The organism is Mycobacterium europaeum (assembly GCF_034555895.2).
Classification (GTDB): Bacteria; Actinomycetota; Actinomycetes; order Mycobacteriales; family Mycobacteriaceae; genus Mycobacterium; species Mycobacterium europaeum.
In genome coordinates this window covers 1,416,758-1,440,684 of the sequence record NZ_CP157315.1, presented here as the reverse complement: position 1 = coordinate 1,440,684, position 23,927 = coordinate 1,416,758, and the positions used below count along the sequence as shown (strand labels likewise).

Annotated in this window: 24 protein-coding genes; 13 read left to right on the top strand and 11 right to left on the bottom strand. The window is 69.4% G+C overall.

Annotation, left to right across the window (positions count from 1 at the left end; translation table 11 throughout):
* Positions 1-44: 44 nt before the first annotated feature.
* The 6 genes from U8D42_RS06795 (at position 45) to U8D42_RS06770 (ending at position 6,455) form a co-directional block, all read left to right on the top strand.
* Positions 45-953 (top strand): ACP S-malonyltransferase, encoded by a 909-nt coding sequence (locus U8D42_RS06795; protein WP_085242275.1) that lies wholly within the window; start codon positions 45-47, stop codon positions 951-953.
* A gap of 82 nt (positions 954-1,035) precedes the next feature.
* Entirely contained in the window at positions 1,036-1,380 is a 345-nt protein-coding gene (gene acpM / locus U8D42_RS06790; protein ID WP_067917886.1) for a meromycolate extension acyl carrier protein AcpM, read from the top strand.
* Positions 1,377-2,627: a 3-oxoacyl-ACP synthase KasA gene (kasA, locus tag U8D42_RS06785; protein WP_085242274.1), complete on the top strand. Its 1,251-nt coding sequence runs from the start codon at positions 1,377-1,379 to the stop codon at positions 2,625-2,627. The genes acpM and kasA overlap by 4 nt, the downstream gene beginning before the upstream one ends.
* Positions 2,628-2,707: 80 nt before the next feature.
* Positions 2,708-3,967: a 3-oxoacyl-ACP synthase KasB gene (gene kasB, locus U8D42_RS06780; RefSeq protein WP_322861174.1), complete on the top strand. Its 1,260-nt coding sequence runs from the start codon at positions 2,708-2,710 to the stop codon at positions 3,965-3,967.
* Positions 3,968-4,014: 47 nt separating this feature from the next.
* Positions 4,015-5,436 (top strand): acyl-CoA carboxylase subunit beta, encoded by a 1,422-nt coding sequence (locus U8D42_RS06775; protein WP_085242272.1) that lies wholly within the window; start codon positions 4,015-4,017, stop codon positions 5,434-5,436.
* Between the two features lie 131 nt (positions 5,437-5,567).
* Positions 5,568-6,455 carry a hypothetical protein gene (locus U8D42_RS06770; RefSeq protein ID WP_322861175.1) on the top strand — a complete coding sequence of 296 codons (888 nt, stop codon included), beginning with the start codon at positions 5,568-5,570 and terminating at the stop codon, positions 6,453-6,455.
* A 71-nt stretch (positions 6,456-6,526) separates the two neighbouring features.
* Here the strand turns inward: U8D42_RS06770 and U8D42_RS06765 are convergent, their stop codons facing one another.
* The gene (locus U8D42_RS06765; RefSeq protein WP_322861176.1) at positions 6,527-8,074 is read right to left on the bottom strand and encodes an FAD-dependent monooxygenase; all 1,548 of its coding nucleotides are present in this window, start codon (positions 8,072-8,074) and stop codon (positions 6,527-6,529) included.
* A gap of 123 nt (positions 8,075-8,197) precedes the next feature.
* On the opposite strand from U8D42_RS06765, the gene U8D42_RS06760 reads away from it, so the two are divergent.
* A complete protein-coding gene (locus tag U8D42_RS06760) occupies positions 8,198-8,629 on the top strand; it encodes a nucleoside deaminase (RefSeq protein ID WP_085242269.1) in 432 nt (143 codons plus the stop codon).
* Here U8D42_RS06760 and U8D42_RS06755 read toward each other — a convergent pair.
* Positions 8,626-10,167, bottom strand: coding sequence for a glycerol-3-phosphate dehydrogenase/oxidase (locus tag U8D42_RS06755; protein WP_322861177.1), 1,542 nt, complete (start codon positions 10,165-10,167; stop codon positions 8,626-8,628). The two genes, U8D42_RS06760 and U8D42_RS06755, sit on opposite strands and share 4 nt — an antisense overlap.
* Positions 10,167-10,742 (bottom strand): TetR/AcrR family transcriptional regulator, encoded by a 576-nt coding sequence (locus U8D42_RS06750; protein ID WP_090422394.1) that lies wholly within the window; start codon positions 10,740-10,742, stop codon positions 10,167-10,169. Before U8D42_RS06750 ends, U8D42_RS06755 begins: the two co-directional genes overlap by 1 nt.
* A 47-nt stretch (positions 10,743-10,789) precedes the next feature.
* Here U8D42_RS06750 and U8D42_RS06745 point away from each other — a divergent pair, with 47 nt between their 5' ends.
* A complete protein-coding gene (locus tag U8D42_RS06745) occupies positions 10,790-12,370 on the top strand; it encodes an FAD-binding oxidoreductase (RefSeq protein WP_348636961.1) in 1,581 nt (526 codons plus the stop codon).
* Positions 12,367-13,281: a diacylglycerol kinase gene (locus U8D42_RS06740; protein WP_322861179.1), complete on the top strand. Its 915-nt coding sequence runs from the start codon at positions 12,367-12,369 to the stop codon at positions 13,279-13,281. Before U8D42_RS06745 ends, U8D42_RS06740 begins: the two co-directional genes overlap by 4 nt.
* Before the next feature lie 15 nt (positions 13,282-13,296).
* Here U8D42_RS06740 and U8D42_RS06735 read toward each other — a convergent pair whose 3' ends face one another.
* From U8D42_RS06735 to U8D42_RS06725, 3 genes are all read right to left on the bottom strand, one after another.
* On the bottom strand, positions 13,297-14,031 hold the full coding sequence (locus U8D42_RS06735; RefSeq protein WP_322861180.1) for an SDR family NAD(P)-dependent oxidoreductase: 735 nt from the start codon (positions 14,029-14,031) through the stop codon (positions 13,297-13,299).
* The gene (locus tag U8D42_RS06730) at positions 14,018-14,917 is read right to left on the bottom strand and encodes a TIGR03619 family F420-dependent LLM class oxidoreductase (RefSeq protein ID WP_322861181.1); all 900 of its coding nucleotides are present in this window, start codon (positions 14,915-14,917) and stop codon (positions 14,018-14,020) included. Before U8D42_RS06730 ends, U8D42_RS06735 begins: the two co-directional genes overlap by 14 nt.
* 71 nt (positions 14,918-14,988) lie before the next feature.
* Positions 14,989-15,612: an NADPH-dependent F420 reductase gene (locus tag U8D42_RS06725; protein WP_322861182.1), complete on the bottom strand. Its 624-nt coding sequence runs from the start codon at positions 15,610-15,612 to the stop codon at positions 14,989-14,991.
* 92 nt (positions 15,613-15,704) lie between these two features.
* Between U8D42_RS06725 and U8D42_RS06720 the strand changes: the two genes are divergently transcribed.
* Positions 15,705-16,187, top strand: a complete 483-nt coding sequence (locus tag U8D42_RS06720; RefSeq protein ID WP_322861183.1) for a MarR family winged helix-turn-helix transcriptional regulator — start codon at positions 15,705-15,707, stop codon at positions 16,185-16,187.
* Positions 16,188-16,204: 17 nt separating this feature from the next.
* On the opposite strand, the gene U8D42_RS06715 is transcribed toward U8D42_RS06720, so the two are convergent.
* The 3 genes from U8D42_RS06715 to U8D42_RS06705 all read right to left on the bottom strand — a co-directional run bounded on the left by U8D42_RS06715 (position 16,205) and on the right by U8D42_RS06705 (position 18,735).
* Positions 16,205-16,717 carry a DUF3145 domain-containing protein gene (locus U8D42_RS06715; protein WP_322861184.1) on the bottom strand — a complete coding sequence of 171 codons (513 nt, stop codon included), beginning with the start codon at positions 16,715-16,717 and terminating at the stop codon, positions 16,205-16,207.
* 141 nt (positions 16,718-16,858) lie between these two features.
* Positions 16,859-17,677 (bottom strand): serine hydrolase domain-containing protein, encoded by an 819-nt coding sequence (locus U8D42_RS06710; RefSeq protein WP_322861185.1) that lies wholly within the window; start codon positions 17,675-17,677, stop codon positions 16,859-16,861.
* Complete coding sequence (locus U8D42_RS06705) at positions 17,677-18,735, bottom strand: class I SAM-dependent methyltransferase (protein ID WP_322861186.1); 1,059 nt, start codon at positions 18,733-18,735, stop codon at positions 17,677-17,679. Before U8D42_RS06705 ends, U8D42_RS06710 begins: the two co-directional genes overlap by 1 nt.
* A 32-nt stretch (positions 18,736-18,767) precedes the next feature.
* Between U8D42_RS06705 and U8D42_RS06700 the strand changes: the two genes are divergently transcribed.
* Both U8D42_RS06700 and U8D42_RS06695 read left to right on the top strand, forming a co-directional pair.
* Positions 18,768-19,853 (top strand): S-(hydroxymethyl)mycothiol dehydrogenase, encoded by a 1,086-nt coding sequence (locus U8D42_RS06700; RefSeq protein ID WP_322861187.1) that lies wholly within the window; start codon positions 18,768-18,770, stop codon positions 19,851-19,853.
* Positions 19,853-20,476, top strand: coding sequence for an MBL fold metallo-hydrolase (locus U8D42_RS06695; protein ID WP_085242260.1), 624 nt, complete (start codon positions 19,853-19,855; stop codon positions 20,474-20,476). Before U8D42_RS06700 ends, U8D42_RS06695 begins: the two co-directional genes overlap by 1 nt.
* Positions 20,477-20,719: 243 nt before the next feature.
* Here the strand turns inward: U8D42_RS06695 and U8D42_RS06690 are convergent, their stop codons facing one another.
* Entirely contained in the window at positions 20,720-21,442 is a 723-nt protein-coding gene (locus tag U8D42_RS06690; protein WP_322861188.1) for an SHOCT domain-containing protein, read from the bottom strand.
* The gene (gene lnt, locus U8D42_RS06685) at positions 21,439-22,884 is read right to left on the bottom strand and encodes an apolipoprotein N-acyltransferase (RefSeq protein ID WP_322861244.1); all 1,446 of its coding nucleotides are present in this window, start codon (positions 22,882-22,884) and stop codon (positions 21,439-21,441) included. Before lnt ends, U8D42_RS06690 begins: the two co-directional genes overlap by 4 nt.
* An 86-nt stretch (positions 22,885-22,970) precedes the next feature.
* Between lnt and U8D42_RS06680 the strand changes: the two genes are divergently transcribed.
* Positions 22,971-23,927, top strand: a complete 957-nt coding sequence (locus U8D42_RS06680) for an SDR family oxidoreductase (protein ID WP_322861189.1) — start codon at positions 22,971-22,973, stop codon at positions 23,925-23,927.

The following is a 23,927-nucleotide window of genomic DNA, read 5'->3' as shown; positions in this document are numbered from 1 at the left end:
TGTTACACCCGCCAAAACCGTTTCCACAGTGTTCTCTTAAACACGTGATTGCATTGCTTGCGCCCGGACAGGGTTCGCAGACCGAGGGGATGCTCTCGCCGTGGCTCGACCTGCCGGGCGCGGCGGACCAGCTCGACCTGTGGTCGAAGGCCAGCGGCCTCGACCTGGTCCGGTTGGGCACCACCGCGTCGACCGAGGAGATCACCGACACCGCGGTCACCCAGCCCCTGGTCGTCGCAGCCACCCTGCTGGCCCACCAGGAGCTCACCAAGCGCGGGTTGCTCTCCGACGCGGACCTGCTCGTGGCCGGCCACTCCGTCGGCGAGATCGCGGCGTACGCGATCGCCGGTGTGATGGCCGCCGATGACGCCGTCGCGCTGGCCGCCACCCGCGGCGCCGAAATGGCCAAGGCGTGCGCCATCGAGCCGACCGGCATGTCCGCGGTGCTCGGCGGCGACGAGGCCGAGGTGCTGACCCGTCTCGAGCAGCTCGACCTGTTCCCCGCCAACCGCAACGCCGCCGGCCAGATCGTGGCCGCCGGCCCGCTGACGGCGCTGGAGAAGCTGGCCGAGGACCCGCCGGCCAAGGCCCGGGTCCGCGCGCTCGGGGTGGCCGGGGCGTTCCACACCAAGTACATGGCTCCGGCCCTCGACCGCTACGCCGCCGCCGCGGCCGCCGTCGCGACCGCCGAGCCCACCGCCACGCTGCTGTCGAACCGCGACGGGCAGCCCGTCGCCTCGGCGGCGGCGGCGATGGAGGCGCTGGTCGCCCAGCTGACCCAGCCGGTGCGCTGGGATCTGTGCACGGCCACCATGCGTGACCGGGAGATCACGGCGGCCGTGGAGTTCCCGCCCGCGGGCACCCTCACGGGCATCGCCAAACGAGAACTTCGGGGGGTCACGACCCGCGCCGTCAAGGCACCCGCAGACCTGGACGCACTGGCCGAACTCTGAAAGCCGCTTCCAGTACAACCACATAACGCTCTATAAGCACGCTCTGTTCGATCAACACAACACATCACGAAGGGAAGACGCTGTGGCCGTCAGCCAGGAAGAAATCATCGCCGGTATCGCGGAGATCATCGAAGAGGTCACCGGTATCGAGCCGTCCGAGGTCACCCCGGAGAAGTCGTTCGTCGACGACCTGGACATCGACTCGCTGTCGATGGTCGAGATCGCCGTGCAGACCGAGGACAAGTACGGCGTGAAGATCCCGGACGAGGACCTCGCCGGCCTGCGCACCGTCGGTGACGTCGTCTCCTACATCCAGAAGCTCGAGGAAGAGAACCCCGAGGCCGCCGAGGCGCTGCGCGCCAAGCTGGAGACCGAGAACCCCGACGCCGTCGCCAACGTCAAGGCAAGGATGGACGCGGACAAGTGAGCAAGCCTTCCACTGCTAATGGCGGTTACCCCAGCGTTGTGGTAACCGCCGTCACGGCGACGACCTCGATCGCGCCGGACATCGAGAGCACGTGGAAGGGATTGCTGGCCGGCGAAAGCGGCATCCGCGTGCTCGAAGACGAGTTCGTCACCAAGTGGGACCTGCCCGTCAAGATCGGTGGCCACCTCAAGGAGCCCATCGACGAGCACATGAGCAGGCTCGACTTGCGGCGGATGTCCTACGTGCAACGGCTGGCCAAGTTGCTGAGCACTCAGCTGTGGGAGACCGCCGGCAACCCGGAGCTCGACCCCGACCGGTTCTCGGTCGTGGTCGGCACCGGGCTCGGCGGCGCCGAACGGATCGTGGAGAGCTACGACCTGATGAACGAGGGCGGCCCCCGCAAGGTGTCGCCACTCGCCGTTCAGATGATCATGCCCAACGGCGCCGCGGCGGTGGTGGGCCTGCAGCTCGGGGCGCGCGCCGGGGTGATCACCCCGGTGTCGGCCTGTTCGTCGGGCTCCGAAGCGATCGCCCACGCGTGGCGTCAGATCGTCATGGGTGACGCCGACGTGGCCGTGTGCGGTGGCGTCGAGGGTCCCATCGAGGCGCTGCCCATCGCGGCGTTCTCCATGATGCGGGCCATGTCCACTCGCAACGACGAGCCCGAACGCGCATCGCGGCCCTTCGACAAGGACCGCGACGGCTTCGTGTTCGGCGAGGCCGGGGCCATGATGCTCATCGAGACCGAGGAGCACGCCAAGGCCCGCGGCGCCAAGCCGCTGGCCCGCTTGATGGGCGCCGGCATCACCTCGGACGCCTTCCACATGGTGGCCCCCGCGGCCGACGGCGTGCGCGCCGGCCGGGCGATGACGCGGGCGCTCGAGTTGGCGGGCTTGTCCCCCAAGGACATTGACCACGTCAACGCTCACGGGACGGCGACACCGATCGGCGACACGGCCGAGGCCAACGCCATCCGGGTCGCCGGCTGCGAGCAAGCCGCGGTGTACGCACCCAAATCCGCACTGGGCCACTCCATCGGAGCGGTCGGTGCGCTGGAATCTGTTCTCACGGTATTGAGCCTTCGGGACGGCGTGATACCGCCAACACTCAATTACGAAACCCCCGATCCCGAGATCGACCTTGATGTTGTCGCGGGCGAACCTCGCTACGGCGATTTCCGTTACGCCATCAACAACTCGTTCGGATTCGGTGGCCACAACGTGGCACTCGCCTTCGGGCGGTACTGAGCACGGCATCCGGTTCCGCCTCGGCCGCAATCGGCCCGGGGCGGAACCGGACAAGTACGAAAGGAACGTTCGCAAGACCCATGACAGAGCTGGTTACCGGGAAAACGCTCCCGAACGTGGTCGTCACTGGCATCGCCATGACGACCGCTCTGGCAACTGATGCCGAAACCACCTGGAAGCTGTTGTTGGACAGCCAAAGTGGTATCCGCCGCCTCGAGGACCCGTTCGTCGAGGAGTTCGACCTGCCGGTGAAGATCGGTGGGCACCTGCTGGAGGAATTCGACAGCCAGATGACCCGCGTCGAGCTGCGCCGCACGGGTTACCTGCAGCGGATGTCCACCATCTTGAGCCGACGGGTCTGGGAGAACGCCGGCTCGCCCGAGGTCGACTCCGACCGCTTGATGGTGTCCATCGGCACCGGCCTGGGCTCCTCGGAGGAGATGGTCTTCAGCTACGACGACATGCGCGCTCGCGGCATGAAGGCGGTCTCCCCGCTCGGGGTGCAGAAGTACATGCCCAACGGCGCCGCCGCGGCGGTGGGCCTGGAGCGGCACGCCAAGGCGGGTGTGATCACTCCCGTGTCGGCGTGTGCGTCCGGCTCCGAGGGCGTCGCCCAGGCGTGGCGCAACATCGTCTTCGGCGAGGCCGACATCGCCATCTGCGGTGGTGTGGAGACCAAGATCGAAGCCGTGCCGATCGCGGCGTTCGCCCAGATGCGCATCGTGATGTCGACGAAGAACGACGACCCGGCGGGCGCCTGCCGCCCGTTCGACCGGGACCGCACCGGCTTCGTGTTCGGCGAGGCGGGGGCGCTCATGGTGATCGAGACCGAGGAGCACGCCAAGGCTCGCGGTGCCAACATCCTGGCCCGGATCATGGGGGCCGCCATCACCTCGGACGGCTACCACATGGTGGCGCCGGACCCCAACGGCCTGCGGGCCGGGCACGCGATGAGCCGGGCGATCCAGCTCGCCGGCCTGACGCCCGGCGACATCCACCACGTGAACGCCCACGCCACCGGCACCTCGGTGGGTGACGTCGCCGAGAGCAAGGCGATCAACAACGCGCTCGGCGCCCACGGTGGAAACGCCGCGGTCTACGCGCCGAAAGCCGCGCTGGGACACTCGGTCGGTGCGGTGGGCGCGGTCGAGTCGATCCTGACGATCCTCGCATTACGGGACCAGGTCGTTCCGCCCACGCTGAACCTGGAAAACCTCGACCCGGAGGTCGACCTGGACGTGGTGTCGGGTAAGCCGCGGCCGGGCAACTACGAGTACGCCATCAACAACTCGTTCGGATTCGGCGGGCACAACGTCGCGATCGCGTTCGGGCGGTACTGATCACCGCTTCTCAACCGAGAGCACACCGGAGAACAGGAGACCTTGCGATGACAATCATGGCCCCCGCGTCGGTTGGCGAGTCGCTCGACCCCAGGGACCCGTTGCTGCGTCTGAGCAACTTCTTCGACGAGGGCAGCGTCGAGCTGCTGCACGAGCGTGACCGCTCGGGTGTGCTGTCGGCGGCGGGAACGGTGAACGGTGTGCGCACCATCGCCTTCTGCACCGACGGAACGGTGATGGGCGGCGCGATGGGCGTCGAGGGCTGCGCGCACATCGTCAACGCCTACGACACCGCCATCGAGGAACAGAGCCCGATCGTGGGCATCTGGCACTCCGGCGGGGCCCGGCTGGCCGAGGGCGTCAAGGCGCTGCACGCGGTCGGCACGGTGTTCGAGGCGATGATCCGCGCGTCCGGGTACGTCCCGCAGATCTCGGTGGTCGTCGGTTTCGCGGCCGGCGGCGCCGCCTACGGCCCCGCGCTCACCGACGTCATCGTGATGGCGCCCGAGAGCCGGGTGTTCGTCACCGGGCCGGACGTGGTGCGCAGTGTCACCGGTGAGGACGTCGACATGGCGTCCCTCGGCGGCCCGGAGACCCACCACAAGAAGTCCGGGGTCTGCCACATCGTCGCCGACGACGAGCTCGACGCCTACGAGCGCGGCCGTCGCCTGGTCGGATTGTTCTGCCAGCAAGGGCATTTCGACCGCACCAAGGCCGAAGCGGGTGACACCGACATCCACGCGCTGCTGCCGGAATCATCGCGGCGGGCCTACGACGTGCGTCCGATCGTGACCGCGATCCTGGACGACGAGACCCCGTTCGACGAGTTCCAGGCCAACTGGGCGCCGTCGATGGTGATCGGGCTGGGCCGACTGTCCGGCCGGACGGTCGGCGTGCTGGCGAACAACCCGCTGCGGCTGGGCGGCTGCCTGAACTCCGAAAGCGCCGAGAAGGCAGCACGTTTCGTGCGGCTCTGCGACGCGTTCGGCATCCCGCTGGTGGTGGTCGTCGACGTGCCGGGCTACCTGCCGGGTGTGGACCAGGAGTGGGGCGGCGTGGTGCGCCGCGGCGCGAAGCTGTTGCACGCCTTCGGCGAGTGCACGGTTCCGCGGGTCACGCTGGTCACCCGGAAGACCTACGGCGGGGCTTACATCGCGATGAACTCCCGGTCGCTCAACGCGACCAAGGTGTACGCCTGGCCGGACGCCGAGGTGGCCGTGATGGGCGCCAAGGCCGCCGTCGGGATCCTGCACAAGAAGAAGCTGGCCGCCGCGGCGGACCACGAGCGCGAGGCGCTGCACGACGAGTTGGCGGCCGAGCACGAGAAGATCGCCGGCGGTGTGGACAGCGCCATCGAGATCGGTGTGGTCGACGAGAAGATCGACCCGTCGCACACCCGCAGCAAGCTCACCGAGGCGCTGGCCCAGGCGCCGACGCGCCGCGGCCGCCACAAGAACATCCCGCTGTAATCCGCCTTCTAGGGTGAGCAGACGCAAAATCGCACGCGCGGTGCCCGCGCGCTGCGATTTTGCGTCTGCTCACCGGGCTAATCCCCAGGGGTGACTGGCCGATCTGAGTCCGGTCTCCGCATGCTCTTGCCGTGCAGACCGACGCGCGAGAGCTGCTACACCAATCCGGCGGGTTCGCGACAACCGCACAACTGCTGACAGTCATGACCCGTCAGCAACTCGACGTTCAAGTCCGACGCGGTGGGCTTATCCGCGTGTGGCATGGGGTCTACGGGGTCACACAGCCAAACCTTCTCGGGCGCTTGGCTGCATTGGATCTCTTCATGAATCGGCATGCGGTGGCCTGTATGGGCACCGCCGCGGCCTTATACGGGTTCGACACGGAGAACACCACCGCGATCCACGTTCTCGATCCGGGCGTCCGCATGCGTCCTACAGTCGGTCTGATGGTGCATCAACGCACCGGTGCCCTGCTCCAACGAATCGAGGGTCGACTCGCAACGGCGCCGGGATGGACTGCAGTGGAGGTCGCAAGGCAGCTGCCCCGACCACGAGCCCTGGCAACACTCGACGCCGCATTACGGTCGATGCGATGCAGTCGCAATGACATTGGTGATGCCGTGGCCGAGCAGCGAGGGCGGCGAGGGATCGTTGCCGTGCGGGCTCTGCTGCCTTTCGCGGACGGCCGTGCGGAATCGGCCATGGAGAGCGAGGCTCGGCTCGTCATGATCGACCGGGGGCTACCGCTCCCCGAGCTGCAGCATCCTATCGTCGGACGCGACGGCGAGTTGTGGCGCGTCGACTTCGCCTGGCCGACAACGCGTTTGGCAGCAGAATACGAGAGCATCGACTGGCATGTGGGCCGCGAGGCGATGCTCCGCGACAAAACCCGGTGGGCCAAGATCCAGGAACTCGGGTGGACGATCATCCCTATCGTCGTCGATGACGTTCGGCGAGAACCCGACCGCCTCGCCGACCGCATCGCGACCCACCTGAACCGCCCGCGACTGGCCAGCTGATCCGCGAGCAGACACATAATCGCATCCAGGAAGGCTTCGCAGTGCGATTATGTGTCTGCTCGCGGATCAGCCTAGCGACCGAGGATCGTCGCGAGCGCTTGCCGGAGTTGGCCTTCCGCGTCCGCCGGCGGCGCATCACAGCGCCAGCCGACGAAGTCGTCCGGGCGGATCAGCAGCGCCCCCTCGGGCGCGAGCCCGGTGGCCGCCGCCCACTCGTCGCTGTAGACGCGATGCGCGGTCACCGACGCCGAAGCCGCGGCGGCACACCAGCGTTCGTCACCGGAGAGCACCGTGAATCCCGGGCCCAGCAGGTCCAGCGTCGAAACACCGTCGCGCACCCACACGTGCGGAACCCGGGTGCCGGGTTGGGCGCGCAACTCCGAGACCAGTTGCACCGCGTCCGGCTCGGTCGAGCCGTTCACGATGGCGGGCGAGTGGTAGCGGTATCCGATGAGCAACTCGAACATCGAGCACTCTTCCCCGGCCGGCAGCTGCGGCCGGTCGTCGCTCAGCGGCAGCACGGCAAGCGTCGGGCCCGTCAGCGACTGCCGGGCCGCGAACCGCCCCACCGGGTGGCGTTCGGCGTGGTAGGTCTGCAACAACGCCGGATCCGCGGTCCCGTCCAGCACCGCGGCGAGCTTCCACGCCAGGTTGTGCGCGCTCTGGATCGCGGTGTTGGCTCCCCCGGCCTTGAACGGCGGCATGGTGTGCGCCGAGTCGCCGACGAGAAAGACCCGCCCGCACTGGAATTGGTCGGCCACCTGCTCGTAGGGCTGCCACGCCGCGACCTCGATGACGTCGATGTCGATCGGCTCGCCGATCGCCTTGGTGAGCAGGTCGCGGCACCGTTGCGGCGTGAACTGGTCGGCCGTCTCGCCCCTGCCCGGGAAATACATGGTGATGAACATCCCCAGGTCGCCGTCGACCAGCAGAAAGATGCCGTCGACGTCGGCGTTCTTGACCTGCACGCCGTCACCGTCGGCCAGCTGCGAGACGAACTTGGTCCAGGGCGCCCGGAAGTAGATGAAGACCACGTAGATCGGCAGTGCGCCATGACCGGACGTGGTGATGCCCAACCGGTTGCGGACCGGGCTGTGCACCCCGTCGGCGCCGACGAGGTAGTCAGCGCGGACGGTCTCGGACTTCCCCGAGCCCCGGTCGCGCACCACCGCGGTGACGCCCGTTTCGTCCTGCTGGAGCGACGCGAGCTCCGTCCCGTAGCGCACCTCGCCGCCCCGTCGGCGGGTCTCGGCGAGCAGGATTGGCTCCAGCCTGCTCTGCGGGCAGTACTGCGCCGCGGGCTCGGGGCTCAGCGCGTCGAGTCCCGCGAAGACCGCGTTGACATCGATGGCCGGTTTTTCCTCGGGGCTGTTGAGCGCGGGCCTGACCATCAAGGCCGAGACGTGGTCGGCCACCGCGTGCACCTCGTCGCGGAGACCGAGGCCGCGCAGAATCTCCAGACTGCGGAAGCTCAGGTTGCGGGCCTTCGGATAGATGAAGACCTCATTCCGCTTCTCGACCAGTAGGGAGCGCACCCCGTGCCGGGCGAGCAGCGCGGAGGTGGCGAGGCCGCCGGCGCCGGCGCCGGCGATGAGCACGGGAACGCGCATGGTCGTCATGGACAAAATGATAGTAACTGCCATTCGATATTTACAACCACAATCCGAGGCGGTGGGGCACTGGGCGTGGTGGAACGCCGCCCCGTACCGGAAGATGACGTCGTGGCCCTTCCCCCGGCGGCGATGATGGACGTCGCGTTCGACGAGGCGCGGACGGGCCTCGCCGAGGGCGGCATCCCGATCGGGGCCGCGCTGTTCACCGCGGACGGGGTGCTGCTCGGACGCGGCCGCAACCGCCGTGTGCAACAGGGCGATCCGTCGTTGCACGCCGAGGTCGACGCGTTCCGGGCGGCCGGCCGACAGCGGGACTATCGCGCCACCGTCATGGTGACGACGCTCTCGCCGTGCTGGTTCTGCAGTGGCCTGGTGCGCCAGTTCAACATCGGTTCGCTCCTCGTCGGCGAATGCCGGACCTTCAGCGGCGGGCACGACTGGCTGGCCGCCAACGGGGTCAGGGTCACGGTGCTCGACGACGACCGCTGCGTGGCGATGCTGTCGGCCTTCATCGCCGAGCACCCCGACGTGTGGCACGAGGACATCGGCGTGGCGCCCTAGCCGAACCGCTCCACGAACTCCTCCGCCACCGCGGCCACCCGTTCGCGGTCGGACTCCACCAACCCGATCCGGGTGCGCCGGTCCAGGACGTCGGAGGCGTCCAGGGCGCCCTCATGGGTGATCGCATACTCGAATTCCGCCCGGATGACGTCGACGCCCTCGCCGACCGGTTCCGTCGGGCGCTTGCAGGTGGCGGTGGCGACGACCTTGGCCGCCTCGGCGCCGTACCGGCGTACCAGCGACGCCGGCAATCCGCCGACGGGACCCGTACCGGCGGCCCCGGGGTTGCCGGGCGCCCCGATCAGCGGCAGGTTGTGCGTCCGGCACCGCGCGGCGCGCAGGTGCCGGACGCTGACGGCGCGATCCAGCACGTCCTGCGCCATGTAGCGATATTCGGTGAGCTTGCCGCCGATCACGCTGATGATCCCGGACGACGACTCCACGACCGCGTGCTCGCGCGAGACGTCGGCGGTGCGGCCCTCGCCGGTATCGATCAGCGGCCGCAGGCCCGCGTAGGCGCCGATGACGTCGGCCGGCCCGAGCGCCACCCCGAGCGCGGTGTTGACCGCGTCGAGCAGGAACGCGACCTCGTCGCCCGACGGCGTGGGCACGTCCGGGATCGGGCCGGGAGCCGCTTCGTCGGTCAGCCCCAAATAGACCCGGCCCAGCTGTTCGGGCATGGCGAAGACGAATCGGTTGAGCTCGCCGGGAATCGGAATGGTCAGCGCCGCAGTGGGATTGCCGAAGGCGGCGGCATCGAACACCAGATGCGTCCCGCGGCTGGGCCGCAGCCGCAACACGTCGTCGATCTCGGCCGCCCACACCCCGGCCGCGTTGATGACCGCCCGGGCCGAGACGTCGAACGACTCCCCGGTGCGCTGGTCGGTCAACCGCACCGCGGTGCCGGTCGCCTTCGACGCCGCGACGTAGGTCAGGATCCGGGCGCCGTGCTGCGCGGCGGTGCGGGCGACCGCGGTGACCAGCCGGGCGTCGTCGATCAGCTGCCCGTCGTAGGCCAGCAGGCCCCCGTCCAGGCCTTCGCGCCGCACGGTCGGCGCCATCTGCACGACGCGCTCGGGGCCGACCCGGCGCGACCGCGGCAGGATCGACGACGGCGTCCCCGCCAGCATCCGCAGCGCGTCGCCGGCCAGGAACCCGGCCCGCACCAGGGCACGTTTGCCCCGGCTCATGGACGGCAGCAGCGGAACCAGTTGCGGCATCGCGTGAACGAGATGGGGAGCGTTGCGGCTCATCAGGATTCCGCGCTCGACGGCGCTGCGCCGGGCGATGCCCACGTTGCCGCTCGCCAGGTAGCGCAGCCCGCCGTGGACCAGCTTGGAACTCCAGCGGCTGGTGCCGAAGGCCAGGTCGTGCTTTTCCACCAACGCCACCCGCAGGCCCCGCGAGGCGGCATCGAGGGCGATGCCGGCGCCGGTGATGCCGCCGCCGATCACGACGACGTCCAGCGGCTCGCCCTCGGCGAGTGCCGCGAGGTCGGCGGCGCGGCGGGCGGCGTTCAGCGCGGTGGGGTCGGGCATCACGACAGGTATCCGTTCAGCGAGTAGGCGAGTTCGCCGGCCAGCGTGTCGGCGTCCAGGATCGGTTCGACGATCTGGGCCGACTGAATGGTCGACTGCGCGATCAGCAACACCATCGTGGCCATCTTCAGGGGGTCCCCGGCGCGGACGCTGCCGGTGCGCTGGGCGACCTCGAGCCGGGCGGCCAGGGCCTCGATCAACATGTGCTGGCTGGTCCCCAGGCGCTCGGTGATGTAGATCGGTGCGAGCTCGGAGTGCAGCACCGACATGACGAGCCGGTCCCGTCGCAGCAAGTCGGCCACCGTAACTATCTGGCGCACAAGCGATTCCCGGTCGTCACCGAGCAGTGGCGCGGCCCGCATCGCCTCGGTGACGTGCCGGGTCAACAGCGCCGCCACGATCGATCGGGTATCCGGCCAGCGCCGGTACACCGTGGGCCTGCTGACGCCGGCGCGCCGGGCGATTTCGGCCAGGGTGACCCGGGCCACCCCGAAGTCGACCACACAGCTGGCCGCCGCCGCGAGGATGCGCTCCCCCGTGTCCGCCGCCGCGCTTGCGTTACTGATTGACAGCATGTGTAATACTGTAACGCATGACGCGACCCGAGGGCCTCCTCCCCCCGATGAAATGGAACGCCTGGGGCGACCCCGCGGCGGCCAAGCCGCTCTCGGAAGGTATCCGGGCGCTGCTGAAACAGGCTGTGGGCGTGGAGGATTCCGCCGGGGCCGAACTCGCGCCCGAGCAGGTGCGCCTGCGCCCGTCGGCGTTGCCGCAGGCGCATCGCGACGCGCTGGCCGAACTCGTCGGCGCGACCTATTGCCGCACCGACGACCGGGACCGGCTGCTGCACGCGGGCGGCAAGTCCACGCTCGACCTGCTGCGCCGCAAGGACGCCGGGGTGCAGGACGCGCCCGACGCCATCCTGCTGCCCGGCGACGAGGACGCCGTCGCCACGATCCTGCGCTACTGCTCGCACCACCGCATCGCCGTCGTCCCGTTCGGCGGCGGCACCAGCGTGGTCGGCGGCCTGGATCCCATCCGCGGGGAGTTCCAAGCCGTCGTGGCGCTCGACCTGCGCCGCCTCGACCAGCTGATCTCCCTCGACGAGGTGTCCGGCCAGGCCGTCTTCGGGGCCGGCGTCACCGGCCCGGAAGCCGAGCGTTTGCTTGGCGCCCAAGGCTTTTCGCTCGGGCATTTCCCGCAGAGCTTCGAATACGCCACCATCGGCGGCTTCGCCGCGACCCGCTCGTCCGGGCAGGACTCGGCGGGCTACGGCCGGTTCAACGACATGGTGCGGGGGCTGCGGGTGGTCACCCCGGTGGGCACCATGGACCTGGGCCGCGCCCCGGAATCCGCGGCGGGACCCGACCTGCGTCAGCTGATCATCGGCTCGGAGGGGGTCTTCGGGGTCATCACCCGGGTGCGGCTGCGCGTGCACCGGACCCCGGAAGCCGTCCGCTACGAGGCGTGGTCGTTTCCCGACTTCCAAACCGGCGCCGCGGCCCTGCGCGCCGTCACGCAGACCGCCACCGGCCCCACCGTCATCCGGCTTTCCGACGAGGCCGAGACCGGGGTCAACCTGGCGACCACCGAGTCGATCGGCGAAAGCCAGATCACCGGCGGCTGCCTGGGCATCACGGTGTTCGAGGGCAGCGCGGAGCACGTCGAAAGCCGGCACGCCGAGACCAGCGCGCTGCTGGCGGCGCGGGGCGGAACGTCGCTGGGCGAAGCGCCGGCGCGGGCCTGGGAGCACGGCCGGTTCGCCGCGCCGTACCTGCGCGATTCGCTGCTGTCGGCCGGCGCGCTCTGCGAGACGCTCGAGACCGCGACCGACTGGTCCAACATCCCCGCGCTCAAAGCCGCTGTCACACAAGCTCTCACCGATGCGCTGGCCCAGACCGGCACGCCGGCGCTGGTGATGTGCCACATCTCGCACGTCTACCCCACCGGGGCGTCGCTGTACTTCACCGTCGTCGCCGGGCAGCGCGGCAACCCGATCGAACAATGGCAGGCCGCGAAGAGGGCCGCCTGCGACGCGATCATGGCCACCGGCGGGACGATCACCCACCACCATGCGGTGGGCGCCGACCACCGGCCGTGGATGCGTGACGAGGTCGGCGAGCTGGGGGTGCAGGTCCTGCGCGCGGTCAAGGCGACCCTGGACCCGGCCGGAATCCTGAACCCCGGCAAGCTGATTCCATGAACCGCCGCGAGATCGCGAAGGTGATCGCGCTGACCAATCCCGTCTCGGGGCATGGCGCGGCGATCCGGGCGGCACAGCTGGCCATCACTCGGCTGCACCACCGCGGCGTGGAGGTGGTCGAGATCATCGGCGACGACGCGCAGGACGCGCGCTATCTGGTGAGCGCGGCGCTGGAGAAGGGGGCCGACGCGGTCATGGTGACCGGCGGCGACGGCGTCGTGTCGAACGCGCTGCAGCTGCTGGCGGGCACCGACGTCCCGATCGGCATCGTCGCGGCGGGCACGGGCAACGACCACGCCCGTGAATTCGGTCTCCCCACAAAGGATCCGGAAGCCGCGGCGGACATCATCGTCGACGGCTTCACCGAAACCGTCGACCTGGGGAAGATTCGCGACAGCAACGGGTCCGACAAATGGTTCGGCACCGTGGCCGCCACCGGATTCGACTCCCTGGTGACCGACCGGGCCAACCGGATGACCTGGCCGCACGGGCGGCTGCGCTATTACCTGGCGATGCTCGCCGAACTATCGCAGCTGCGGCTCTTGCCGTTTCGCATGGTGCTCGACGGCGCGCGGGAGATCGACGCCGACATCACGCTGGCCGCCTTCGGCAACACCCGCAGTTACGGCGGGGGCATGCTGATCTGCCCGCACGCCGATCCCACCGACGGCCTGCTCGACATCACGATGGTGCACTCGGCGTCGCGGACGAAATTGGTGCGCCTGTTCCCCACCGTGATGAAGGGCACCCACGTCAACCTCGACGAGGTGAGCACCACCCGGGCCCGATCGATCCACGTCGAGTGCCCCGGTATCAACGTCTACGCCGACGGCGACTTCGCCTGCCCGCTGCCCGCCGAGATCTCCGCGGTACCCGGGGCATTGCAGATCCTGCGACCGGCCCGGCCCTAAATTTGGGCAGATCAGTCAGACTGCCGTGGTGCCGCCGTCGACGATCAACTCCCTTCCATTGACATAGCTCGAGTCGTCCGAGGCGAGGAACAACGCGACCGTCGCAATCTCCTCGGGGCGGCCCATCTTTCCCCGCGGGATCATTGCCTCAAATTGCGCCTTCGTCTCCTCGTCGAACAACTGCTCCTGTATCGGCGTGGCGACCTGGCCCGGGGTCAGCACGTTGACCCGAATCCTCCTGTCCTTCAACTCGTTCAACCACACGCGGGCGTACGCGTGCAGCACGGCCTTGCTGGCCGCGTACACACTCCAGGAAGGAAAACCCTTGACCGAAGCGATCGACCCGGTCATGAAGATCGAGCCACCTTCGTTGAAAAGCGGCAATGCCTTCTGCACCGTGAAGAGCGTGCCGCGCGCGTTCAGCCCGAAAGTCGCGTCGAAGTGCTGCTCCGTGATCTCGCCGAGCTTGCCCTCCTCGCCCATTCCCGCACTCGACCACAACACGTCGACGGTGCCCTTTTCCTGCCTGACCGCGTCGAACAACCGGTCCAGATCGTCCAGGTTGGCCGAATCCGCCTGCACGCCGGTCACATTCCGGCCGATCAGCTCGACGGCTTCGTCCAGCGCCTCCTGGCGCCGGCCCGAGATGAAGACGTGAGCTCCTTCTTCGACGAACAACTTGGCGCCGGCCAGCGCCATACCGCTTGATCCACCCGTGATCACCGCTACCTTGCCGTCAAGCTTTCCCATGACCACTCCATCGATCGATTACCTGGCCGGCGAATTCGAGCATCTGGTCAAGGGTAGGGAACATTGCGAAGGCATCCACGATCGCCTCATCAGCCCCGGAACCGGCGAGGCGCTCGATCCTGACGGCAACCGAGTCGACGGACGTGCCCGGTTCGAGGTTGATCCGCATGGCCGTCTTCAGCGCGTCAGGATCGCGGCCGGCGTCCTTCGCCGCACCGCGCGCAATTGACCAGAGGTGGTCGGTGATCTCGTCCTGCAGCCCCTCGACTCCGAGCCAGCCGGTGCCGCTGCGGCCGACCCGACGCATCGCGGCCTCGCTGACACCGCCGATCCAGATGGGCGGACCGCCGGCCTGGACCGGGCGCAAGTCGGCATGGACCGGCGGCAGCGAGAAGAACTCGCTCTCCCAGGACACCGGGGTGGTCGTCCACCACTCGTGCAGGAACGCCAGCAGGTCATCGAGCATCCGCCCGCGCCGGCCCCAGTTCGCGCTGCGAGCGATGTCGTGTTCGTCCTTCATCCACCCGATTCCCACGCCAACATCGAGACGGCCTTCACTCAGCACGTCGAGCGTGGTCAGCAACCGGGCCAGGTGCACCGGCTCGTAGTAGAACGTGCTGAGCGTGCTGGCGTTGAGCCGCACCCGGCTGGTCGCCGTCGCGGCGACCGTCCACAGCAACACCGGATCAAGGTAACGGGTCATCTGCGGCGGGTACGGCTGTTCTTTGCCCGGGTAGGTGCTGTGCATATCAACCGGGGTGACCAGCCGATCGCCGACCCACAGCGTGTCGTAGCCGAGGTCCTCGAGTTCGCGGCAGAACGCGCTCAGGCCAGCGGCGCTACTGACAGCGGGCCCGACTATGGGAAGTGCGAAACCAAGCTTCATCGCGAAAGTCCTTTCGGTGATCTGTCAACCATTGCCAGGGCGCAGTGCGCCCGTGTCGTTCGTGGCCCGGCTCAGGCGGGAACCGTCGCGCCGAGGGCGAAGTCGAAGTTCCCCATCCCGTGGCGGGCGAGACCCATCATGACCAGCCCCGTTCCTTCCAGCCAGTGCGCCATGCTCAAGCCGCCGACGTCCAGCGGACGCAGTCCGAGGCTGGCGATGAACGCCTCCACCCGCTCCTTGGCGCGCGCGTCGTCGCCGGCGAAGAAGACGTCGAGCGGCCGGCCCTGGTCCAGAACCACGCCGAAGATGGTGTTGAAAGCCTTCACCACGCTGGCGCTGGCCGGGGCGGCCTTGGCAACTTCCTGCGCGACCGAGGTGTCATCGGGGATGGCCAGCCCGTTGGCCGCGGCATTGAAGGGGTTGCTGATGTCGACGATGACCTTGCCCGCGAGGGCGTCGCCGTAATGGGCGACGACCGGAGCGACGTCGGCGTACAACAGGGCCACGATGACGATGTCGCCCGTCGGGACGGCGCCGAATTCTCCCGTCGTGGCGCTGCCGCCCAGAGCCTTGGCGAGGTCGGCGGCCTTGGACCGATCGCGGCCGATGACCTCGACGGTGTTGCCGCCCGCTACCGCCAGCGCGCCGATGGTGCGGGCCATGTTGCCGGTGCCGATGATGCTGATGATACTCATGAGGTGTCCCGTCTGAACTGGTTGGAAAGGTTGACTACTCAACCTTAGTCCTATTTGTTGATGCGTCAACCAATCGCGTAGCATGGAGGCTGATGGAACCGAAGTGGCTGGACCCTCGTGAGGACCGCGCCTGGCGGGCCTTCCAGCACGCGCATCATCAGCTCGACGTGCACCTGAACCGGGGCCTGCAGAAATCGGGTCTGTCCGGGGCCGACTACGAGATCTTGGCGGTGCTCTCAAGTCACGACGGGGACCGCATGCCCGCGCACGACCTGTGCAACACGCTGGGGTGGGAGAAGAGCCGCGTCTCCCACCAGGTGCGGCGCATGCAGAAGGACGGGCTGATCTGCCGCGAGCCCAACCCCAACGACGCCCGCAGCACCATGGTCTGCCTGCTACCGGCTGGTCGCGCGGCCATCGAGAAGGCGGCACCCGGGCACGTGGAGGACGTCCGCCGGAACTTCATCGACCTGCTCACCCCGGCGGAGCTTGACATGCTCGCCGCACTCAACGAACGAGTGCTGCGCCACCTGGCTGAAGACGGCGACTCCCCCACCGAAGATGAGCCCGCATAGCCTTCAGGTGCGCGCGGCTAGCCGACGCCGCGGCTGAGCCAGGTCACCTCGCCGACCTCGCCACCGTCGCGGTACGCCTCGAGGGCGTCGTCCCATGCCGTTCCCAGCACCGTGTCGAGTTCGGCCGCCAGGGTGTCGGCGCCCTGCGCCATCAGCGCCCGCAGCCGCATCTCCCCGACCATGACGTCGCCGTTGGCGCTCATCGCCCCGCTCCACAGCCCGAGCTGCGGGGTGTGGCTGAACCGCTGGCCGTCCACTCCGGGGCTGGGGTCCTCGGTGACCTCGAACCGCAGCACCGACCAGGAGCGCAGGGCGTTGGCCAGCCGGGCGCCGGTGCCCACCGGCCCGACCCAGTTGGTGACCGCCCGCAGCTGTCCGGGCATGGCCGGCTGCGGGGTCCACGTGAGGTTCGCCTTCGCCCCAAGGGTCGACGACAACGCCCACTCGACATGCGGGCACACCGCCGCCGGCGAGGCGTGCACGTACACCACGCCAGTCGTCACGTCGGCGAATTGATTCGACGAACGCATTTCCTGCTCCTTCGGTTCCGCGAGGGACGTCTTCCCCAACGACCTGGCGGGACCCGGCAAGCAGGATGTCTAACTATTTTGTGTGTCGTGCGTGTCTATTGTGCCTTGTGATGCCCGTGTTGCGCTAGTGTGCATTTTCGTTTAGGCGTATTCGGCCAGTACGGCGTCGGAAAGCGCCGGCCACGGCCGCCGCGCCCAGTCCCCGAAATCGCGGTTGGTCAAGGCCACCAGCGCCAGGTCCCGTTCGGGATCGGCCCAGATGAAGCCCCCCGCCTGGCCGAAATGGCCGTACGTTCGCGGCGAGTTGCGCGAGCCCGTCCAGTGCGGCGATTTCGCGTCCCTGATCTCGAACCCCAGCCCCCAGTCGTTGGGCCGCTGGACCCCGTAACCGGGCAACACGCCGTCCAGGCCGGCAAATTGCACGGTCGTCGCCTCGGCGTGCAACTGGGCCGAGACCGTCTCCGGGCGCAGCAGGTCACCGGCGAAGGCCACCAGGTCGGCCACCGTCGACGTCGCCCCGAACCCGGCTGCGGGGGCGCCGCCGTCCAGCCGGGTGGCCGCCATGCCCAGGGGTTCGCAGACGGCCTCGGCCAGGTAGCGGCCGAAGTCGATCCCCGACTCGCGTTCCACCGTCTGGGCCAGCACGGTGAAGCCGTAGTTGGAGTAGATGCGCCGCGCGCCGGGAGCGGCCAGCACGTGATCATTGTGCATGGTCAACCCCGACGCGTGCGCCAGCAGGTGCCGGATGGTGGCGCCCGGCGGCCCGGCGGCGGTGTCCAGGTCGACGACCCCTTCTTCGACGGCCACCTGCACGGCGCGGGCCGCCAGCGGCTTGGTCACCGACGCCAGCGCGAACACCCGCCGGGTGTCGCCGTGGCTGGCCAGCACCCCGTCGGGCCCGATCACCGCCGCGGCGGCGGCCTCGACCGGCCACTCGTTCAGAGCGTCGAGGGCCGCCATCACTTTCTGGCGATGTAGTAGTTGTTGATCGGGTCGGACTCGATCTCCGTCACCTGAACGTCGCCGAATCCGGCGTCACTCAGCATCGCCGTGGCCAGCTGTGTCCCCCACGCCGCGCCCAGCCCGGCGCCCTCCATAGCCAGCGACACCGTCATGCAGTGCATCAGCGAGGTGGTGTACAGGTAGGTGCTCATCGGCACGCCGACGTTGTCCTCGAGCTGGCTGGACGCCTTGATGTCGGCCATCAGCAGGACGCCACCGGGCCGCAGCGCGCGGTGGATGTTCTCCAGCACCCGGTCCGGCTGGGCCTGGTCGTGGATGGCGTCGAAGACGGTGATGACGTCGTAGGCGTCCCGCTTGTCCAGCTGCGCCAGGTTGTGACTCTCGAAGGTCGCGTTCGCCAGGCCGAGGCCGGCGGCCTCGCGGGCGCCGACGGCGATGGCCTCGTCGGAGAAGTCGATGCCGGTGAAGCGGCTGGCCGGGAACGCCTGGGCCATCACGTTGATCGCATGGCCGCTGCCGCAGCCGAAGTCCGCCACGTCGGCTCCGGAGCGCAGGCGCTCGACGAGCCCGTCGACCAGCGGCAGCACGACGTCGACCAACGCTTTGTCGTACACGACGCCGCTCTGCTCGGCCATCAGCGCGTGGAACCGGGGGAACTCGGCGTAGTGCAGGCCGCCGCCGTCGCGGAAGCAGTCGATGATCTTCTGTTCGACCTCGGCGAGCTGCGGCACGAACAGGGCCACCAGGGCGAGGTTGTCCGGCCCGGCCGCCCGGGTGAGCATGGCGGCGCGGTGCGCGGGCAGCGAGTAGGTGGCGGTGGCGGCGTCGTAGTCGACGACGCGTCCGGTCGTCATGCCGGCCAGCCACTCGCGCACGTAGCGTTCGTTGAGGCCGGCCGCGTCGGCAATCTGCGCGCTGGTGGAGGGCGGGAGCCCGGCCATCGTGTCCAGCAGGCCGGTCTGGTGGCCGATGCTCAGCAGCAGGGTCAGGCTGGCGCCGTCGATGGCCGCGGCGATTCGTCCGGCGAATTCTTTACCGGTCTCGGGTGCCGTCATGGTCAGCGACGGTACACCGTAGGTTGGTGGCCATGAGTCAGACAGTGCGCGGCGTCATTTCGCGAAAGAAGGGCGAACCCGTCGAATTGGTGGACATCGTCGTCCCGGATCCCGGGCCCGGCGAGGCGCTGGTCGACGTCATCGCCTGCGGGGTGTGCCACACCGACCTGACCTACCGCGAGGGCGGCATCAACGACGAATACCCCTTCCTGCTGGGGCACGAGGCCGCCGGCCGGGTGGAGGCGGTCGGGCCCGGTGTCACCGCGGTCGAGCCCGGTGACTTCGTGGTCCTGAACTGGCGGGCCGTCTGCGGCGAGTGCCGGGCCTGCAAGCGCGGCCGCCCGCACCTGTGTTTCGACACCTTCAACGCCGCGCAGAAGATGACGCTGACCGACGGCACGGAGCTGACGCCCGCGCTGGGCATCGGGGCGTTCGCCGACAAGACGCTGGTGCACGCGCGCCAGTGCACCAAGGTCGATCCCGCCGCCGACCCGGCCGTCGCGGGCCTGCTCGGCTGCGGGGTGATGGCGGGCATCGGCGCGGCGATCAACACCGGCGCGGTGACGCGCGACGACACCGTCGCGGTGATCGGCTGCGGCGGCGTCGGGGACGCCGCGATCGCCGGCGCCGCGCTCGTCGGGGCACGGCGCATCATCGCGGTGGACACCGACGACACCAAGCTGGATTGGGCCCGCAAGTTCGGCGCCACCCACACCGTCAACGCCCGCCAGGCCGACGTCGTCGAGGCCATTCAGGACCTCACCGACGGGTTCGGCGTCAACGTCGCGATCGACGCCGTCGGACGGCCCGAAACCTGGAAGCAGGCCTTCTACGCCCGCGACCTCGCGGGAACCGTTGTGCTGGTGGGGGTTCCGACGCCCGACATGAAGCTCGAGATGCCGCTGATCGACTTCTTCAGCCACGGCGGGTCGCTGAAGTCGTCGTGGTACGGCGACTGCCTGCCCGAACGCGACTTCCCCACTTTGATCGACCTCTACCTGCAGGGCCGGCTGCCCCTGGAGCAGTTTGTCTCCGAGCGCATCGGGCTGGGCGACGTCGAGGAGGCCTTCCACAAGATGCACGGGGGCAAGGTGTTGCGTTCGGTGGTGATGCTCTGATGGTGAACATCGAGCGGGTGGTGACCCACGGCACCTTCGAACTCGACGGCGGCAGTTGGGAAGTCGACAACAACATCTGGCTGATCGGCGACAACTCCAATGTGGTGGTGTTCGACGCCGCCCATGACGCGGCGCCGATCGTCGAGGCCGTGGCCGGCCGCCATGTGGTGGCGGTGGTGTGCACGCACGGGCACAACGACCACGTGACGGTCGCGCCGGAACTCGGCAAGACGCTCGACGCGCCGGTGTTGTTGCATCCGGCCGACGAGGTGCTCTGGCGGATGACGCACCCCGGCAGCGACTTTCGCCCGATTTCCGACGGCGAGACGCTCAGCGTGGGCGGCACGGAGCTGCGGGCGATGCACACCCCTGGCCACTCCCCGGGGTCGGTGTGCTGGTATTCGCACGACCTGGGCGTGGTGTTCAGCGGGGACACCCTGTTCTCCGGCGGCCCGGGCGCGACCGGCCGCTCGTATTCGGATTTCCCGACCATCCTGCAGTCCATCTCCGAGCGGCTGGGCAAGCTGCCCGGCGAGACGGTGGTGCACACCGGCCACGGCGACAGCACCACGATCGGCGACGAGATCGTGCACTACGAGGAGTGGGTGGCCCGCGGGCACTGACGGCCCGTCGCGTTCCACGGTGCCCAGTCGCAGGGGCCACACGGGTGCCTGTCTGGGTACCACCATGTGACCGTGGAATTTGATATCGCCGGTGATATCGAATTCGAGGGTCGCCTATTGGTGGGCAGAGGTTGATCGGCAGAGGTTGATCGGCTGAGTTGCGTCGGCAGAGGTTGATCGGCTGAGTTGCGTCGGCAGAGGTTGATCGGCTGAGTTTCGTCGGCGGCCCGGGGCCGCCGCGACCTAACGCCCCTCGAGGATCCGGCGCTTCTCGGCCTCGAATTCCTCCTGCGTCAAGGCCCCCGAGTCCCGCAGCGCGGCAATGGTTTTCAGCCGCTCCAGTCGGACACCCTCGTCGGTCGGTTCGTGCGCCGCGGCGGCGGGGGGCGCCCGCGGGTAGGGGTTCGCCGCGGCCGCCGCCACCGCCCTGCGGCGGGTGCGCGCCAGCCATCGGCCCGACAACAGCGCACCGATCAGCCCCACCACGAACGTGGCTACGAACAGCCACACCACGACGCCGGCGGAGCTCTTGTGCCCGAAGGCCAGTCGCGGGTTGATATACCCGCTGACCTGCCCGTCGGTGGTGATGGTGTAGGTGCCGTCGGCCGCGATGCGGGCGACCCACACCCGCACGTGCGCGTCGTTGTTCACCGTCGTCGTGGTCCCGATGCTTTCGGTCAGCACGGGCTGCGCCACGCCGTCGGGCGGCGCGATCGTGACACCCAGCGGCGGCACCGGCAGTCCGCGGTCGGGACCGCTGATGACGGCGGTGTGCAGGCTGACCGTGACGTCACCGGCGGGCAGGTGGAGGCTGCCCGAGCCCGGGACGGGCACCTCGCCGTAGGCGTTGTACCTGTCCAGGACGAACGCGTCGAGCACCAGGGCGAGGATGAAGCCGCCCACCGACACGACCATCACCGCGATGGCAGCGGCCAGCGAGATCTTCGCGACCCGCCGGCTGCTCATCCAGGCAGTGTGGCACCGCGGGCGGGACGCTGCCAGCGCACGAGCGCGAAGCCGAGGACGACGAAGGCCAGCACCGGTACCCAGTCCCCCAGCCGTTGGTAGGGCGTGACGCGCGCCCCCAGCGGCACGCTCACCACGGTGACGCCCCGAACGTTCGACGGCAACCACGCCAGCCGGTGGCCTTGCGCGTCGAAGGCCGAGCTGTCGCCGGACAGTCCGGCGTGCACGGCCGGGCGGCCCGCCTCCACGGCGCGCACCGCCGGCTGCGCGGCCAGCTGCGGCTGCGCCCAGCTCCCCTGGTAGGACGACGTGGAGCTCTGATACACCAACAGCTCCGCCCCGAGTTGCGCCTCCCGGCGGGCGAGGTCGGAGAACAGGGTCTCGTAGCTGACCAACGGCCCGATCGCCAGGGCGCCGGCATGCAACACGACGGGCCCGGTCCCGCGCTGCCGGTCCTCGGCGGCGGCCCTGCTGTGGCGGGTGAGCCAGCCGAAAAGCGGTCGCAGCGGGACGTATTCGCCGAACGGCACCAGCCGGGTCTTCTGGTACGTGCCCGCGGATCCGCCCGGCCCGATGAGCACCGCAGACTTGTAGATCCCGCCGCCGGGCGCGGGAGCGTCGACGTTGACCAACAGGTCCGCGCCCACCCGCCGGGACAATGCGGCGAGCCGCGCCGACACCTCCGGGTGGCTGCCCAGATCGGATCCCACGCTGCTTTCCCCCCAGACCACCAGGTCCGGGCGCTGACCGGCAACCGAAGCGGTGAGTTCCTCGCTGGCGGCCTGCCGCGCGCCGGAATCGGTGATGTCGCCGGGCTGCACCAGCGCCACCCGCACCGTGGGACCGCCCGCGGGTGGCGGGCCCAACAAATACCAGGCCGGGCCGACCGCCGCGAAGGCCGCCGCGCACCCCAGCGCGACGAGCCGGCCGGACGCGCCGCGGTGCACGACAGCGCCCGCCAGAGCCGTATTGACCGCTACCACAAGGAAACTCGTCAGCCACACCCCTCCCAGCGCGGCCGACGCCAGGGTGACGGGCTGGGCGGATTGCGACGCGCCCAGCGCCGCCCATGACCCGCCGAGCGGCGGCCAGGACCGCACGGCGTCGGCCGCCACCCACGCGCTGGGCAACACCACCATGGCGGCGACCGTCCGGCCCAGCCCGGCCGGCGCCGACAGCAACCGATGCGCCAACCACCCCCAGGGCAACCAGAGCGCACCGAAGCCGGCGGCCATCACCGCCAGCAACGGGCCGACGAACGTCACCAGCCAGTACTGCGTGGCCAGTACGAATCCGGCGACGCCGAGCCAGGCCCGCGCGGACGCCTCCCACGGGGTCGGCGCCGCCCGCACCACCAGGAGCAGCGGCACCAGGCCGAACCAGGCCAGCCACCACCACGACGGCGCGGGAAAGGCGAGCGCGGGCAGCGCGCCGACGGCCAACGCGGCCGCCCAGCCACGGGTGCGCTGTCGACGAACCGGCACAAAGAGCACACTATGACGGGGCGCACACGAAGGGAGTGATACGCATGGCCAACGATCTCGTCGCCACGGTGCCCGACCTGTCGGGCAAGCTGGCGATCGTCACCGGCGCCAACAGCGGCCTGGGCTTCGGCCTGGCCCGGCGGCTCGCGGCCGCCGGCGCCGACGTCGTCATGGCGATCCGCAATCGCGCCAAGGGCGAAAAGGCGATCGACGAGATCCGCACCACGGTGCCCGACGCCAAGCTGACCATCAAGTCGCTGGACCTGTCGTCGCTGGCCGCGGTCGCCGCGCTGGGCGAGCAACTCAACGCCGAGGGCCGCCCCGTCGACATCCTGATCAACAACGCCGGCGTCATGACGCCGCCCGAACGCGACACCACCGCCGACGGCTTCGAATTGCAGTTCGGCAGCAATCATCTCGGGCACTTCGCCCTCACCGGCCACCTGCTGCCGCTGCTGCGCGCCGCCGGCAAGGCGCGCGTTGTCTCGCTGAGCAGCCTGGCGGCCCGCCAGGGCGCCAAGATCCACTTCGACGACCCGCAGTTCGAGAAGTCCTACGCGGCGATGTCGGCGTACGGCCAGTCGAAGCTGGCGGTGTTGATGTTCGCCCTCGAGTTGGACCGGCGCAGCCGCGCGGCAGGCTGGGGCGTCATGTCCAACGCCGCGCACCCGGGACTGACCAAGACCAACCTGCAGATCGCGGGGCCGTCGCACGGCCGCGACACGCCCTCGCTGATGGCACGGTTGTACAAGGCGTCCTGGCGGTTCACGCCGTTCCTGTGGCAGGAGATCGACGAGGGCATCCTGCCGGCGCTCTACGCCGCGGCCGCGCCGCACGCCCAGGGCGGCGCGTACTACGGGCCCCGCGGCTTCTACGAGGCCGCCGGCGGCGGGGTCCGCCCGGCCAAGGTCCCCGAGCGGGCCCGCAACGAGGCTGACTGCCAACGGCTTTGGGAACTCTCCGAGCAGCTCACCGGCGTCAGCTACCCGAAGCCCAGCTGA

Bases quoted from the DNA above. Each gene is read 5' to 3' on its own strand.
- U8D42_RS06760 (WP_085242269.1), top strand. From the start codon at position 8,198: ATGATGGACGTCGCGTTCGACGAGGCGCGGACGGGCCTCGCCGAGGGC.
- U8D42_RS06765 (WP_322861176.1), bottom strand. From the start codon at position 8,074: ATGACGACCATGCGCGTTCCCGTGCTCATCGCCGGCGCCGGCGCCGGC.
- U8D42_RS06700 (WP_322861187.1), top strand. From the start codon at position 18,768: ATGAGTCAGACAGTGCGCGGCGTCATTTCGCGAAAGAAGGGCGAACCC.
- U8D42_RS06720 (WP_322861183.1), top strand. From the start codon at position 15,705: ATGGAACCGAAGTGGCTGGACCCTCGTGAGGACCGCGCCTGGCGGGCC.
- U8D42_RS06690 (WP_322861188.1), bottom strand. From the start codon at position 21,442: ATGAGCAGCCGGCGGGTCGCGAAGATCTCGCTGGCCGCTGCCATCGCG.
- U8D42_RS06755 (WP_322861177.1), bottom strand. From the start codon at position 10,167: ATGCCCGACCCCACCGCGCTGAACGCCGCCCGCCGCGCCGCCGACCTC.
- U8D42_RS06745 (WP_348636961.1), top strand. From the start codon at position 10,790: ATGAAATGGAACGCCTGGGGCGACCCCGCGGCGGCCAAGCCGCTCTCG.
- U8D42_RS06715 (WP_322861184.1), bottom strand. From the start codon at position 16,717: ATGCGTTCGTCGAATCAATTCGCCGACGTGACGACTGGCGTGGTGTAC.
- U8D42_RS06680 (WP_322861189.1), top strand. From the start codon at position 22,971: ATGGCCAACGATCTCGTCGCCACGGTGCCCGACCTGTCGGGCAAGCTG.
- U8D42_RS06735 (WP_322861180.1), bottom strand. From the start codon at position 14,031: ATGGGAAAGCTTGACGGCAAGGTAGCGGTGATCACGGGTGGATCAAGC.
- U8D42_RS06730 (WP_322861181.1), bottom strand. From the start codon at position 14,917: ATGAAGCTTGGTTTCGCACTTCCCATAGTCGGGCCCGCTGTCAGTAGC.
- U8D42_RS06710 (WP_322861185.1), bottom strand. From the start codon at position 17,677: ATGGCGGCCCTCGACGCTCTGAACGAGTGGCCGGTCGAGGCCGCCGCC.
- U8D42_RS06775 (WP_085242272.1), top strand. From the start codon at position 4,015: ATGACAATCATGGCCCCCGCGTCGGTTGGCGAGTCGCTCGACCCCAGG.
- kasB (WP_322861174.1), top strand. From the start codon at position 2,708: ATGACAGAGCTGGTTACCGGGAAAACGCTCCCGAACGTGGTCGTCACT.
- U8D42_RS06725 (WP_322861182.1), bottom strand. From the start codon at position 15,612: ATGAGTATCATCAGCATCATCGGCACCGGCAACATGGCCCGCACCATC.
- U8D42_RS06750 (WP_090422394.1), bottom strand. From the start codon at position 10,742: ATGCTGTCAATCAGTAACGCAAGCGCGGCGGCGGACACGGGGGAGCGC.
- U8D42_RS06695 (WP_085242260.1), top strand. From the start codon at position 19,853: ATGGTGAACATCGAGCGGGTGGTGACCCACGGCACCTTCGAACTCGAC.
- U8D42_RS06705 (WP_322861186.1), bottom strand. From the start codon at position 18,735: ATGACGGCACCCGAGACCGGTAAAGAATTCGCCGGACGAATCGCCGCG.
- U8D42_RS06740 (WP_322861179.1), top strand. From the start codon at position 12,367: ATGAACCGCCGCGAGATCGCGAAGGTGATCGCGCTGACCAATCCCGTC.